Origin of the sequence: cyanobacterium endosymbiont of Rhopalodia gibberula, from assembly GCF_003574135.1 — a bacterium.
GTDB lineage: Bacteria > Cyanobacteriota > Cyanobacteriia > Cyanobacteriales > Microcystaceae > Rippkaea.
The window spans coordinates 1,057,079-1,072,660 of the sequence record NZ_AP018341.1 but is presented as its reverse complement, the minus strand read 5'-3'; the positions used below and the strand labels follow the sequence as shown (position 1 = coordinate 1,072,660).

Genomic DNA, 15,582 nt, shown 5'->3' with positions numbered 1-15,582 from the left:
CTGAAATTTTATCTTCCATCTTCAGACTTTAATCTTGAATTTTTTAAAATTAGACTTCTCTAAGTCAGATTTGAAAACCCTTTTAACTACTATGTAACTTGATTTACTAACGGTAGTTAAGCTGAGTGAGCTTCTCCAAAAGAGTTGAGAAGCTTTCTTTCAAGCAACCCCAATTTTTGAATGTCATATATTTGAAGTACTTGATGATCATTTAGCAACAAAAGTGTTTACCCCAAAATTGTATCAAAGCTATAAGATAAAGTCAGTTAAAACCAACAATTTGGGATAGAGTTTTGCTTCTCCTTCAATTACGATTCAGTAAGTGGCTTTAAACCTCTCTCTTCCGTATTCTGGAGGTATAGAGACCACATTACAACCCTATTCTCTAGCTCTTGATCTGGGCGTTGACTAACCGTTTTATAGACTACAAGTATAGGGAGTAAATGATCAAGCCGGACCTAACACAAGCGTAAAGATGATCACTATTCACTATATCAGATAATTAAAGCAGACTAAGCCTACCGTCCCTATTTTTTTGGAGGTCATTCGCTCGACTGACAGTACGAAAACCTGGGAATTTTTGATATTCTCGCTTCCTTGTTTAATCATCTCAGCTTATAATGATGAGATTCGATGTATGAGTGAAGTAATCAAGTTATTCGAATGTTTTTGAAGGAAAATTTAGTAATATATAGTCATAATCTTTAAACTCTACGTTCAAACCTTAAATTTATCATCTCTCTTTTTAATTCTCAAAAGAAGGGAAATTATCATTTTTCCTAACACATAGGACTAAATTTAGTTGTAAAAACCTACTTAAATTTGGAGAAAGGCATAATTTTTGGAAAAGGTGGGACAAACAGGAGATATAAAGACTAGGTTTAGTATGAAAGTGGATACAATTCCACTGAAAAACCACTAAGGGATTGAAGAGAAAGCACCCCTCATTCTGTTAAATCATTGACTGTTAATTAAAATTCTCTGACTTATAAAGTTGCGAAAACTTTGCGGGCCGTCTCTAAGGTTTGATCAATATCCTCGTTACTATGAGCTAAGGAAGTAAAACCAGCCTCAAATTGAGAAGGAGCTAAATAAACACCATGTTCGAGCATTCCCCGGTGAAAAAGACTAAATTTATGTAGATCAGACTTTTTGGCATCATCGTAGTTACGGACAGGTCCTTCCATAAAAAATAGTCCGAACATAGCCCCGATACAATCACCATAAACAGCATGCCCTGCTTCTTGAGCAAGTTTAATTAAGCCATCACTCAGCTTTTGGGTAATTCTGCTTAAATATTCATATGTTCCCGGTTTTTGTAGCAATTCAAGAGTTTTGATTCCCGCAGTCATAGCTAAAGGATTACCGGATAAGGTTCCTGCCTGGTACATAGAACCTACCGGTGCTACCATTGCCATAATATCTTTACGTCCTCCATAAGCTCCCACAGGCAAACCACCACCGATAATCTTACCCAATGTGGTTAGATCAGGAGTAACACCAAATTTTTCTTGAGCTCCCCCATAAGCCAAACGAAATCCAGTCATTACTTCATCAAATACTAGTAAGGCTCCGTATTCTTTAGTCAACTCTCGCAAACCCTCTAAAAATCCCGCATCGGGAGTGACCAAACCGGAATTACCAACAACCGGCTCTAAAATAATTCCGGCGATTTCATCAGGATTTTCGGCAAACAGAGTTTTAACCGCTTCTAAGTCATTATAAGGAGCCGTTAAAGTATCTCTAGTCGTGGTTATAGGGACTCCTGGGGAGTCGGGTAAACCTAAGGTTGCAACCCCTGATCCTGCTTTAACTAAGAACATATCAGCATGGCCATGATAGCATCCTTCAAATTTAATTATCTTGTCGCGTCGAGTAAATGCCCGTATAAGACGCAAAATAGACATACAAGCTTCCGTCCCTGAATTGACGAATCTAACCATCTCTATACTAGGAACGGCTTCAATAACCATTTCTGCTAAAATATTTTCCTGAAAAGAAGGCGCACCAAAACTAGTTCCTTTTTCTAGAGCTTCATGAAGGGCTGCAATGACTTCAGGATGAGCATGACCACAGATAGCCGGTCCCCAGGTTCCTACATAATCAATGTACTGGTTGTCATCTACATCCCAAATATAGGCTCCCTTGACGCGATCAAAAACAATGGGCTGTCCACCAACAGATTTAAACGCTCGTACTGGGGAGCTGACCCCACCAGGCATTAATTTTTGGGCCACGGTGAAAATTTCTTCCGATTTCGTGGTTGTGAATAATGCTGTGCTAACCACTATTGTCTCCTTTCTGTTGGTAATTGAGCGACTTTGTTTGACAATTAAAGTATGGGTTATCTTAACACTTAACACTGATTGCCTAAACTTAATTATCCTACGAATATGCGAAGACTACTCATGAGGTTTATAAAAAATTCTTTTTCTTAATAGATAAAGTATTTGTTCTAAATTTTAGTTAAAATAGGAAACAAGGAGATTTAGAGCTTGATTTTAAGGTAAAACTTTAATACTTACTGGAATTCTACCTGATTTTAAAGAACTAATTTGTTGAAAAGCACCTCGAGACAAATCAATGTTACAACGACAGCGATCCACAACTCGAACAATGATGCTCTTACCATTTTTGCGGTTTGTCACCTTTACTTTTGTCCCAAAGGGGAGAGAAGGATGAGCCGCTAAAGGTTGATAATTGTTAAATATTACTCCTGATGCGGTTTTTTTACCATGATAGTGAGAAGAATAATAAGTTGCTGTTTGAGCCTGTCCAGGAGCTGCAGTCAACGCTATCATCAAAGTAGATACCAACAGTTTTTTCATTGGAAGATAACTCCTCATACGGATAACCCAAGTTAATATACTCAGTTTTCTCACATTTGTCTAGTTGACAACAGGCCGTACGATGATTGCCAGTAGTAGTCATTATTGAAGTGTGCCTTAACTATACAAATCTTGACTAACAAGAGTTGGGTTCTCATAGATTAGGAGTTAATTGCTAAATTTTCTGAAATTACTCACTCGAGCAATCTATTTTGAATCTCCCAACTTCTCCCGTTTTTTGTTTTCCATCACTCAAATCCTTCCTGATATTAAGGATTCAGTCTCGTGTTTACCTGTTCCTTATATTCCTATTTTTGTTAGGTTTAAACATTGCCTGTGACCGTAATTCTGCTATAACAAATCAAGCCAATTTAGTCAAAACTGGTCCGATTGAATTCGTTCAACAGGGGATTACCAAAAGCCGTAAGGGCGATTTTCTAGGAGCCGCGAGGGACTTTACTAAGGCTGTTGAAAAAAATCCCAATAATGTTGATGCTTATTTTAATCGGGGGTTTGCATATAGCCACTTAGGGAAATTCGAATTGGCATTAGGGGATTTTAGCCAAGCCCTCAAACTCGATTCCAAACTGGTTGAAGCCTATGTTAATCGAGGGAACGTCTACTTACACTTAGGAAAAGATGAACAAGCGATTACCAATTATGTGAAAGCTCTTAAACTTAATCCTAATGATGCTTTTGCCTATAATAATCTGGGATTAGCTTATTTGAACCTGGATCAAGCAGATCTAGCTCAAAATGATTTTACTGAGGCAATTAAACTTAAGCCTGACTATGGAGAAGCCTATTTCAACCGTGGACTAGCCTTATCTGATCTCGGTCAGAGTCAAAAAGCAATTGTCGATTTTGAAAAAGCTGCTCAATTGTGGGAAGAACAAGGGTATGATCAAGGTTCTGACGCAGCCATTGAACAAATTAAAGCCCTAGAAGTAAAAAAATAATTTAATTTATATACAAACACTGTTACTTTGATCATCACTTTATATTAACCAAGGAAAAGCTTCTTTACCATTTCAAGGCTCATTCTTTCTCAATGTGTAAAAGACAAACCCAGCCCATCTTTTAATTTTAAATCGAGAGAAGGTTGTCTAAGTAGATAGGTATTAGTAGTCAGTGGAGCAAAAAGGTTAACGAAACAGTTTAAATACTTCAATTTCTAAAACATTCAATCTTAGAGGTATTTTTAGGTTAATCGTTAACCGTTCCTATGAAAATAAATTTACTAAGTAATATTTTATTAGTGAATAAAACTGAATTTAATCTTAAGTTCTATTAATAATAGATAATTATCTAAAGTTTTTTAAAAGTGTATTTTAAAAATATATCAAGTAATACATACTCAGTTTGTCAAAAATTTACTGGTTAAATATTGTCTTAACTTAAGAACTAGTTTGCGGTCATATATTTCGACTAAAATTAACTGAAGAATCAATAATTTATAGTATTTATTGACAACTAAAATAATTTAAATTTCTGATATAGAATTATATAATTTTCTTTTAAAGATCGAAGCTTTACCTATTTTTAAATAAAAGCGATGTTTTTTACATTAAATACTTTCAATCAAGGAATAACATTGTTATTTTGTAAAATACTTTAGTATGATTTAAATGAGATTTAATCTTCATAGCGCAAGACCTTAATAAATACCTATTTTAGGAAGAAGTTGCTGCTTACTTTTTCAGACATAGTATGTTTAAGTTTATCTGTCCTAACATTCACCGTAGAGATGATGAAATCAAAGGAATTAACAATAACTAAAATTGCTTCTAAATCACAGGAATTAACAAAATGATTAACTCCTGAGTGATGTACTTCTTCTTCCTTTTCAGGATTACTACAAAATATTGTTATCTGATACTCTCAAATGTAGAGACATTCAATAAACATATAACTTAATCCTCGAACGAGATCATTAAATTCAGCGCTGCATTAAATAATACGGTTGAAAACTTTAATTTTGCTCTATAAGGTTCAGCCGTTTCTCGGTTAACCTTATAGGGCAAAGAAATAACCAAAGTGTTAAGGGAAACATTGTGAGCTCTCGACAAACACAACACAAATAAAACACGAACGCGAAAACCAACCAAGTCCTACTAGCTGCCCGATTTTTGGAATAGTCACTTTGTCTTCGATTGCTTCAACAGTTTCCACTACTTTATGAGCAGAAAGTAAAGAAATACTAAGTCAGTCCCCAGTCATCATTTAAATATATCTAGATAACTATGACAGATGCCACAGCATTAAACCTTTATTTCAAAATCTTCGTCTCCTAACACCTCTGGATTATATCCAAAAGATTTTAATTCTTGATAGCTTTTATAAGCTACATAGCTCTTTGTTGCATTATTTTCTCCATTATTTAAAATTCTGTTAGATATTTCTCAATAGGGAATAAAGTTTAGTCACTAAGATAGGGATTCGGTTTGAGTTTGATAAGTTTTTTGCTGATTGTTATAGTTATCGGAGTAATCAATAATTTTAGCATTCAACGTTCTTGAAAAACCCTAGTCTATCTGATTTTTGGGAGAGAGATATCTGATATTTGTAAATATACAACTGTAGTGTTATTTTTTCTAATTATGCCAAAAACTTATTGCTCAACTTTTACTGGAAATTTATTTAGTACTTATACCAGATTAATTATTAGTTATTAGACTGCTCTCGTTTTTGATAGATTAAGTTTTTTTATTTTACCCGCTATAGAGCAGAATTAATAAGAATATATTGAATTCGCTTTTTCCCAGCTTTGATGATCAGTATTGTTGTTTCTAATACTCTGATCTTGACTTTGGGTATAGGGTTATTAGAAAAGGATAAACTTTCACCATACTTTTCCATTCTAGAAATGCTATCATTAGGGATAACTGCTGTAATTGTTGAATAGAGATTACAAAAATAACAATAAAATAAAGTAACTTAAGAATCAATTAAGTACTGAATTATAATTTAATGCTAAACCTTAGTTACAAGCGAGCTTAGAGTAAGAAAATGGTCAAAGTATTTATGATGGCTGGAACAGTCTTAGCAGGATTAGGAGTGGCTGGAGGAGCATTTGCTCGTCATAGTTTAAAAAATCGACTAAGTGATCACGCCCTAGATATTTTTGAAACAGGAATTAAATATCAAATGTATCATTCCCTAGCTTTGTTATTGGTTGTTTTACTATTCACTGTCCAAGAAAACTCTCCTTCTAGTTTATTATGGGCTGGATATGGATTTCTTGTAGGGATACTCATTTTTTCAGGAAGTCTTTATGCCCTTAGTTTAACTGGAATTAAATGGTTAGGGGTAATTACTCCAATTGGTGGACTTGCATTTATTGTTGGATGGGGAAGCTTAGTTATTAATGCTTATTATTGGAAATAGATTTTAGAAAAACTGCATTTTAAAAAATCAATCTAAAAGCAAATTTTTTTGATTATACTTAAAACAATGCCATTATTTATTAATTCGAATATATTGCGTACTTATGATAGTTAGGTTTCCTTTCTAAATCAGAAAAAAGCTCTTATGTTTTTAATAAATCTTTTCTTGAAAAATCTTTAAGTAGGTAATGTATCTGTCCTCGTAAAATTTTTGCTTTGGCAATAAAAGTAATGGCTATTTCTGTGTTTTTTACGATCTTTTAAATTGATTGATAAATCATCATATTATTCCCTGCATAAAGATGAATTAAAACTGTGTCAATAAGATATGTAATCACCAGTTTAAGAAAATTTATTTTAGAAAATTTTCTTACCTTAAAAATACTGTTTTTTAAGTAATCAAGATCATTATATTTATTAAATACGCCTGCTCATTGCAGAAGGATAACCTTATCATTTTTATTAATCGTATTAAATATTTTTATTTCTGATTTTGGAGTAATTATAATATTCTCTTTTGATTATCTATCAGATGAAATTAAGTTGTATAATCTAACGTAGAATATACCATAAAAGCACTATGTGTCTGCTGGCTTTAAAAATAATCATAACAACTTAAGACAAAATTTTATGTCTAGCAATTAACCAGACTTCATAATTAGTGTCTGATCGTATCAGTCAATAAGCATGAAGTAGATTTACTAAGATATGGAAATTATTTGTCAATTGACGCATTTTTTTCTTTAAATTAGTCTAAAGCCTCGCTGTTTCTAAATTATTTATTTAAAAACTCGCAGTAATTGAGGTATCTAGGCATTTTCGATAGTTGATTAAATTATCTTAAAATTGATCGATTGAATCAAATTCAATATTTTACAGCGACTTTTCGATGAATCTGTATGTCTTGTTCGATAGAACAGTCATACTTTGTCGACCTAATTACAAAGCTAATATTTTTAGTTTACTTTTTTTAAAAAATTAAAGAAGTATTGATTATTATTTTTTTATACGAGTTACTAACACTAGTATAAATCTTTTTTTGTATAAATAATTTTATATAAATAAAATATCTATAAAATTATTTTTTTGATAATTTAGATAAATTTTATCAAGTAAATATGTCAAATAAAATTCTATGATTTTTTATGTATTATTTGTAGTCTTTATAAATTTTATCTGGTTTCTTATTTTTTTATGAATAAATCTGGTGTATCATTTCTGAATATTGGTAAAACTATAGATATATCAATTGGTCAATTTACTTTCTAGTTCAGCTTATGCTGTTTTTTAAAATTTTTATCTAAGTTTTTAACTTTTATTTTTTATCACTCTACTTTATTAAAATTAATATTAGTTGAATAGTCTTTATGGATCTTAATATAAAAAATAAAGCTCTAATTCAGGTACTATTCTTAATTAATCTTATAAATTTTATATTTTTTTTACTTGTATTTTAAGGTTAGATTGAATTTAAATAAAACTGATTTTTTTAGTCAATAAATAGGTTTAATTTTACAATTATTTGTTGTAGAATTTAGTCAGATAAGTTATCAAATTTCGACTATAACTAACCATAATACTTCAAATTAAAAGATTTAATTATCTATAAATTAAGACTTCTAAGATATTAATATCAATGTTATTATATGACTGGTTTAGTAAAATTTTATATCTTAGACTGGAATTAATAATATTGGGATAATTTGGGTAATAATTGGGACCTTGATAATATTCATTTTAAATCCGTAATCGCCTCTTTAGCCATCTGTGCAATTGCCTGCTCTGTTGCCCTGGGTAATTTATAGTAAGTTCCCCCTGCAGTTTGTGCTAACTCTTTTCCAAAACCTGTAGAAACGAATTTTTTTTCTGTATCGATAATCAACAACTTCATATCTAAAGCTCGAGTTTTTTTGGCAATTTCTAATAGTTCACTCTGAATATCTGGCTTTTCCCCTTCAGGTAAAGATTTTCCTAAAGATTTCGCTAAAGGAATGTTACCCCGTCCGTCAGTAATCGCAACAATGACAACTTGTCCAATATCCCCAGACATCTTAGCATTCATTCCTACATGAACTGCCTGAGATAAACCGTGTGCCAAAGGTGAACCCCCTCCACAGGGCAAAGTTTCTAACTGTCGTTTTGCCAAAGAAACAGAACGGGTGGGAGGTAATAAAACGTCTGCTTGTTCTCCTCTAAAAGAAACTAACGCCACTTGGTCGCGATTTTCGTAGGCTTCCGTTAACAGACGCATCACTGCACCTTTAGCCGACTGCATCCGGTTTAAAGCCATCGATCCTGATGCATCTACCACAAAGATAATCAATGCCCCTGCTCTTCTTGCCATGTATTTTGACCTAATATCCCCTTGTTCAAAGATGACACTACGACCAGGATGACGCAAACGACGAGATTTTTGATAGGGAGCCGCCGCCCGTAAAGTTGCATCTATGGCAATGCGTTTAACTTTTCCTTTAAGGATCATGGGTTTAATGTAGCGCCCCCTGTCTTCAGAAAAAATTAAGCCACGAGTCCCTGAATTTCCTTGCTGTTGAGCTCTTTGAGCAAAATAAAGAACATTAGTATCAAGAATAATTCCTTCTATATCAAAAATGAACTCTTCAGGAATATTTAGGGGTTTTTGTTGGGGTTCTTCTTGGTTTTCTTCTTGTTTCTCTTGGTCTTGGTTAGACTCATCTTGAGGTTGTTGAGGTGGTGGTGCTGGAAGTTGTTTATGATCTTCAGGAAAAGGCTGTGTTATGGTGGAACGAGGGACAATCACTAATTCCACTGCCCGTTTTAGGTCTTCTGGCGTGACAATATTCCGTCCTTCTAGGGCTGCTGCTGCTTTAGCAACTCGAACGGCGAAGAGTTCGGCGCGATGCCCTTCTACAGCTCCTCGGATAGCTTCCTCAACTAAATAAGCAATCTGATCGTTAGTAATTTCGACCTCTTTTAACCATTCTCGTGCGAGAATGATCTCGGTTTTAATATCGTTTATTTCATCATTATGTTGGCCGATAAACGCTTGAGGTGAATTAGCATGCTCAATAGCTCGTTCTACTGCTTGTACTCGTTGATCTAACGTTAAGACGCCATCAGCATAGATAGCAATCGCGATGCGGTCTAACAGATGTCGTTTTAATGGTCCTTCTTCGGGGTTATAAGTAGCAATTAATAAAGGTCGACAAGAATGTTGAAAACTAATGCCTTCCCGTTCAATCTGATTGCGTCCTTCGGTTAAGATAGTTAGTATCTGATTGGAAATTTGCTCGTCAAGTAGGTTGACTTCATCAACATATAAAACTCCACGATGTGCCTGTGCTAATAACCCAGGTTGAAAGACTGCTTCTCCTTTTTTTATAGACTCTTCCACATTTACTGAGCCTAACAGTCTATCTTCAGTAACGCCAATAGGAACTTGAATAAAAGGAGCGGGTATAATTTCTGTAGAAATATTTTCTAAAACAAGATTTTGATATTGTTCTTGGGTGTTATCATCCCATTCACTGGGTTTATTATGATCACAGTTAAAGGGGTTATTTTTTATCCTTTCGATCGGAGGTAGTAAAGCATGAATCCCCCTAGCTAAAATTGATTTTGCCGTTCCTCGACAACCAGCGATGATGACTCCTCCTAACCCTGGATCAACAGAAGCCAAAAGTAAGGCTAATTTGATAGCTTCTTGTCCAATAACGGCGGTTATTGGAAAGTTAGTTGAGGGCAAAGATAGAGTAGAGACAGACATGAGTCAATAATAACTAATTATTAATTTAAGTTACTTAATTTTTCCATTTTATATTAAAAAATATTTTTTTTAGTAACTCTAATGATTTTTAGAAAATTGAACGATTGCACTGCTAAAGTCCGACCTTTTATTTATTCGTTTATATTTTATGTTTAATTAAACCTATCCACATTAGATTATACTCAAATCAAGTATAAAAAACAGACGGATTGTTTTAACAACATGAAATCGGTTACAAGTAAATTAAATGAAATTAAATGGGAAAGATTGCCTGGCAGTTTTATATCGCTAAATCATCTACTGGATGATATTCATCAACTTGCCCTTCCTGCAGCCTTAACTGATAGCCTAAAAATTGTGAACTAACATTGCTATTATAACTACGAATGATGGTATTTACGCCATAGTCAATGGTAAACAGTCGTAAAGGCTTCCAACTGGGCTTATATTCCTCATATTCCTCATATTCGTGTTTATAAAATTAAGATTTATCATAGCTATACCCTCCATTGTCAAGGAGAACTCCTCATTATCACTAAGAAATCTCTTTCAAACACAAACAAGGGTGAATATTTTAGTAAATTTACTTATTCTCCCGGAAATAGTTTTTTTAAAAGTAAATACTCCAAGTGTCTTAATTAAAGTATTTTTGAGCTCTACTGAGGGTTACTTGAAAATTATCAAATAGTGCTGGACATTATTAAGATTCCTCAATTCCAATTTTATCTGGAACTTTGGGCAGAAACTAGAGATAACAAACAGGGTATTGATTGCGATAGTCGACTGAAAACGAAGACTTGTTACTCCATGAGTAAAAATTAGCTATTTAGAAACATCAAAAGGCTGAAGTTAAAAGGTATAAATCTAAACGTTTAGCTGCTAAATTACGCGCTGCTGGGGTAAAACCTAAACTTTAAAAGACTTTTTGTAAAAAAGATCTTAAAATTGATAGGATGGGCAAAATATAATGAGTAGTTATTTTCAGTAAACTAGAAGTTGTACATTCACAAACTACGTCAAATATAAATCTTCTCTGGAATAAATGAGGTGATCACTATATTTTTACTGATTCAGTATTACTTAATAATAACCAAATTTATTAAATAATTAAGAAGCTAAACATAATTGTAATTTACTTTTATTTAGTAAAAATTGGCAAAATACTGAACAAATAAGTCATAATCATCTAAAACTTAATAGCTGTTATTTTTTTAAATAAACATCATTGCTTTAGTGTTTACTTTGTAAGGTTAAATCACCTAATAATTTTTTTTAATTTCTAAAAAAATATTTTTATATTTTGACTAAATATTCTACATAGAATAATTATTAATTTAAATTAAAAACTAATAATCTTATTTAGTAATCGTTTTAGTTTCTAAAAGTTTACTCCAAATTGTTATCAAATCAAATTATAAACTTAAATCATTAATTATAAAGTATATTATTAAATATCTCGAAAATAAAGGTATAAATAATACCTTACAATTTCTTTATTGGCAATGATTTTAATAAATGTATCTTTATTCCAAAATTGTCTGTATTTAATCGTTTTTTTACTCTTCGTTTTGAACAGCAACCTTATGTTTTTAACATGTATCAGATTTAAGTTTATCTGTCAATTGGTGACTCCTAATTTCTAATATATTCAATAATAGTAACATAAGAAAACGTGTAAAGTTAGCTTGTTTGGCAATTGAAAGTGCTCTGGTTTAAATAAACTTATAAGAGTTTATTCACAGGGACAAAATTTGTTATTGAAAAATCTTGGTTCCAAAACCTCTCCTTTTAGTGCTTAATATGCTAAGCTATTCACAGGTCAATGGCATCAAAGGCGATGACAAGACGGGTTATACTCCCTATTCCGCAATTTTTAAACCTCTAACTATTTTTGGTAAAAAAGCAAAAAATGTGATACTAAATAGGTGAGAGTGAATTAGAAATTAAATAGGGCAGAGCATACCCGAGTTTACGCTCCTAGGTTAGTCCGTCAGAAACTTGCTGTAAGGGGCATAGTGGGACCGGATATAAAACTGTAAGGCTTCTGCTGGCAATGCTAGCAGAGGTGGGGTTTAGCCCGAGAGTTCGCTCTGACTTAACCGGTGGAGTATCGGTCCGCTCATTGTTAGTGCTGGTGTAGCTCAGTGGTAGAGCAGCTGATTTGTAATCAGCTGGTCGCAGGTTCAAATCCTGTCACCAGCTTTGCGCCCTAGTTTGTTCGATAAACACTATATATGTAGTCCTTTTTATTAATAAATTGTCAATATCTGTTTTTAGCTTCAACAATCGTTTAATTTAAGCTAATATTTCAGTATTTTCTTAAATCTCTTGAAAGATCAAGCTTCTTGGTGATGATCAATGTTTTTTATGTATAATGGAAGTTAGTTTTTTCGGTAATGAGATAGAAGTTGAGTGCTTATTATGTAGTTAATATCGTTAATTATGATTATGCTCCCCTTAATCATGATTAACGATATTAACTACACAACGGTTACGGAAAGTACCACTGGGTGTCAGCCTATGGAATCCTTGTTAAGAATATAGAAGTATTTTATTAAGTGTCAGTAGACGCCTTAAATAAATCTAGAACAAAAAAATAGAAAAGTAGTGGAAAAAGAGCGTTTACCAGATAGTAGACTGTCTAAAGGCTCAACTAATATAAATAGAAAAGCAAGAAATATCAAAGTCGATTCATAATCCAAAAATTTCCGCTGTAACAAGAACATCGACATTATCTTTGAATCCGAAAGGATAAAAAGTTTAAGAAATTGCAGACTAGACTCAATTATCAAAAAATATAATTAAGAAAGTAATTTATAGATAGATTATTCTAGGAATATAGCAATTGTACGATTCTCTGAGAAGTAGCAGATAAAGAATAAAGTGATCCTACGAATCTTAAGATAAATAGTTTTCTGTTCTCAAGACAAACCTTCAATTGCTAATTCATTTTTGAAATAAAGTTTTTTACTAGTTAAACTACAATTAATAGAAGTTAATATTAGGAATAGTTTTTTTAAAAAACCTATTCCTAATCTATTTACAATCTGACAATGAGCGACTGTGAGTCTTTTTAGATTTAGGATTTAATTGATTAAAGTAAGAATATTGAGTTTAGTATACTTTTTAATTTAAATAGAAAAAACTACTATAATGTTATTTGTTATATAGGTAACAGCTTTTGACAAGTAGATTGTCAAGAATCACAATTTTTCTTCAAATTTTTATATCAAAAATAGTATAATCATAAATTTTTAAAAAAAGACTTAGTAATTTCTTTGCTTAGAAATATATTAGGTAAATCTCGAAATTAATTACAATTTTTAATTTAAATTACACGAGGCACATAATTTTTAATCTTGACGCACAAAGTAGTTGTAAAATTTATTCCATAAATTAAGTCTGAGAGACGCCATTTTATTTACCAAAATTGCCACATAATGATCAGTCATCATTCTAACTGAACTCACTTTTTTATGTTTATCAAGCTCGAAAACTAGCCTAACTAAAACTGTAAATATACCCATATATTAGGATAGAGACGACAAATATCTTTTCTAAAAGATGGGCTGAGTAAGTAAGTTACTCTAAATAAAAGATATTTCATATTGTTTTAGTTTGTATTTTTTAGAGCAACTATTTTGAACAATACTTTGCTTAAACATCTTAGCTAATTCATTTTAATGTTAAAACAGACTTATGGTAATTTAATAAGTTTTTATTGTGATGCTATCCTATTTTATTATATTTAGTTATAAACTGCACTATAAGTTAGTCTAAAAGATAGATCTAATCAGTAGATATAATTATTTTTACTTACCATTATTTCAGTTTTTTTTATAACTAAACTACTGTATTTATAGTATTTTTTAACTTTTTATATTTTTTCTAGTGATATGGTTAATCTTGGTCTTTATTTTTGTTTCTTTTCATCTTCATACTTTTCTTTTTGGATTCTACCTGTTCTTCCCGGAGTAAATTTAAATTTACTCTCTATATTAAAATATTTTGGATGATTGTTGACTATTATAAGTTACTTTTTTTAAAAAAAAAGTTATCTAAAAGATATTAGATCTTTTTCTATAAAAGTTATTTTTTTTACTTCTTGTAGAATCTGTCTAGGAAATATTTTTATAAAAGTTTCACCCAATCTGTAATTTCTTTAATTTTTCTCTTGTATTTAAATAGCATATTTGTGCTCTCGTAATAGAAAAATCTTTGAATTACAGTCCAAGTTTGATAGTTCTTGATTTTCTAATCCTGTTAGTTGAACTTTTAGGCAAACTTACATCTAGAGATTACTCTTTTTTAACTACTTTTCTATTTTAGACTTACTTACTATCAGCAAAAACCTCCGAATCAAAATTAATCAAATACTATTGGGATTCACCCCTTACCCCAAAACTAGAAATTCCAATGACAGCTTGAGTGAAATACGTGGATACAGCAGGAGAAAAGGCTACGGGAAACTAGTAGCCTTTCATTAGGAATTTATTTGTCTTTTAACCAACTAAACATGGCTCTTAAATTTTTTCCTACTTCTTCAATTGAATGTTCGGCTTCTTGACGACGCATAGCAGTAAAACCTGGTTTACCTGATTGATTTTCCAGTACAAATTCTCGTGCAAACTGTCCTGACTGAATTTCACTGAGAATTTTCTTCATCTCAGCACGGGTTTGATCAGTAACAATGCGGGGTCCACGGGTTAAATCTCCATATTCGGCGGTATTAGAAATACTATTGCGCATATTAGCTAATCCCCCTTCTACAATAAGGTCAACAATTAACTTAACTTCGTGGAGACATTCAAAATAAGCTAATTCTGGTTGATATCCTGCAGCTACCAAAGTTTCAAACCCTCCCTTAATCAAGGCACTTAAACCACCACAAAGAACAACCTGTTCTCCAAAAAGATCCGTTTCAGTTTCTTCCCGAAAGGTAGTTTCAAGAATTCCCGCACGAGTTCCACCAATCCCTTTAGCGTAAGCCATGGCATGATCACGAGCTTGTCCAGTAGCATCTTGATACACAGCAAACAAACAGGGAACCCCTTCTCCTTGTTCATAGGTACGTCGAACTAGGTGACCTGGTCCTTTAGGAGCAACCATTACCACATCAACATTAGGAGGGGGAACTACTTGTCCAAAGTGGATATTAAATCCATGGGCAAAAGATAATACTTTTCCTTCGGTTAAATTAGGTTCTATTTCGTTAAGATAGACGGTTTTCTGAACTTCGTCTGGCAACAGAATCATAATCCAATCTGCTGCTTTAGCTGCTTCGGCAACATTCAGAACCCTTAAGCCTTTATCTTGGGCTTTTCGAGCAGATTTACTACCTGGATACAACCCCACAATAACGTCTATGCCACTATCTTTGAGGTTGAGAGTATGAGCATGACCTTGGGAACCATAACCGATGATCGCAATGGTTTTACCAGATAAAAGATCTAAGTTGGTGTCTGTATCATAATACATCCGAGCCATGGGGTTGTCTCCTTGTTGCAAATTTTAATCTTTTCCGAACTTACTATCATACTTAACTATTAGGAAGTTTAGATTATAATTTCTTTAAACTTAACGAGCAAAAGCAAACTAGACTTGCTGAGTTAAAAAATACGTT

The 15,582-nt window shown here is 32.6% G+C and carries 6 protein-coding genes and 1 tRNA gene; 3 read left to right on the top strand and 4 right to left on the bottom strand.

What is annotated here, in order from left to right:
* Nucleotides 1-986 precede the first annotated feature (986 nt).
* Together hemL and RGRSB_RS03455 are read right to left on the bottom strand one after the other, a co-directional pair.
* Complete coding sequence (hemL, locus tag RGRSB_RS03460) at nt 987-2,288, bottom strand: glutamate-1-semialdehyde 2,1-aminomutase (RefSeq protein ID WP_119259849.1); 1,302 nt, start codon at nt 2,286-2,288, stop codon at nt 987-989.
* A 213-nt stretch (nt 2,289-2,501) separates the two neighbouring features.
* Entirely contained in the window at nt 2,502-2,828 is a 327-nt protein-coding gene (locus tag RGRSB_RS03455; RefSeq protein WP_119259848.1) for a septal ring lytic transglycosylase RlpA family protein, read from the bottom strand.
* A 314-nt stretch (nt 2,829-3,142) separates the two neighbouring features.
* Here RGRSB_RS03455 and RGRSB_RS03450 point away from each other — a divergent pair, with 314 nt between their 5' ends.
* Nucleotides 3,143-3,787, top strand: coding sequence for a tetratricopeptide repeat protein (locus tag RGRSB_RS03450; RefSeq protein WP_232014569.1), 645 nt, complete (start codon nt 3,143-3,145; stop codon nt 3,785-3,787).
* Nucleotides 3,788-5,837: 2,050 nt separating this feature from the next.
* Complete coding sequence (locus RGRSB_RS03445; RefSeq protein WP_119259847.1) at nt 5,838-6,215, top strand: DUF423 domain-containing protein; 378 nt, start codon at nt 5,838-5,840, stop codon at nt 6,213-6,215.
* 1,731 nt (nt 6,216-7,946) lie between these two features.
* On the opposite strand, the gene bchD is transcribed toward RGRSB_RS03445, so the two are convergent.
* Nucleotides 7,947-9,959, bottom strand: coding sequence for a magnesium chelatase ATPase subunit D (gene bchD, locus RGRSB_RS03440; RefSeq protein ID WP_119259846.1), 2,013 nt, complete (start codon nt 9,957-9,959; stop codon nt 7,947-7,949).
* Between the two features lie 2,130 nt (nt 9,960-12,089).
* On the opposite strand from bchD, the gene RGRSB_RS03430 reads away from it, so the two are divergent.
* Nucleotides 12,090-12,161, top strand: a tRNA-Thr gene (locus RGRSB_RS03430).
* A 2,289-nt stretch (nt 12,162-14,450) separates the two neighbouring features.
* Here RGRSB_RS03430 and ilvC read toward each other — a convergent pair.
* Nucleotides 14,451-15,446 carry a ketol-acid reductoisomerase gene (gene ilvC / locus RGRSB_RS03425; protein WP_119259845.1) on the bottom strand — a complete coding sequence of 332 codons (996 nt, stop codon included), beginning with the start codon at nt 15,444-15,446 and terminating at the stop codon, nt 14,451-14,453.
* Nucleotides 15,447-15,582 lie beyond the last annotated feature (136 nt).

What these genes read in the sequence shown, in the direction of transcription:
- RGRSB_RS03455 (WP_119259848.1), bottom strand. Translation starts at nt 2,828, where the DNA reads ATGAAAAAACTGTTGGTATCTACTTTGATGATAGCGTTGACTGCAGCT.
- RGRSB_RS03445 (WP_119259847.1), top strand. Translation starts at nt 5,838, where the DNA reads ATGGTCAAAGTATTTATGATGGCTGGAACAGTCTTAGCAGGATTAGGA.
- bchD (WP_119259846.1), bottom strand. Translation starts at nt 9,959, where the DNA reads ATGTCTGTCTCTACTCTATCTTTGCCCTCAACTAACTTTCCAATAACC.
- ilvC (WP_119259845.1), bottom strand. Translation starts at nt 15,446, where the DNA reads ATGGCTCGGATGTATTATGATACAGACACCAACTTAGATCTTTTATCT.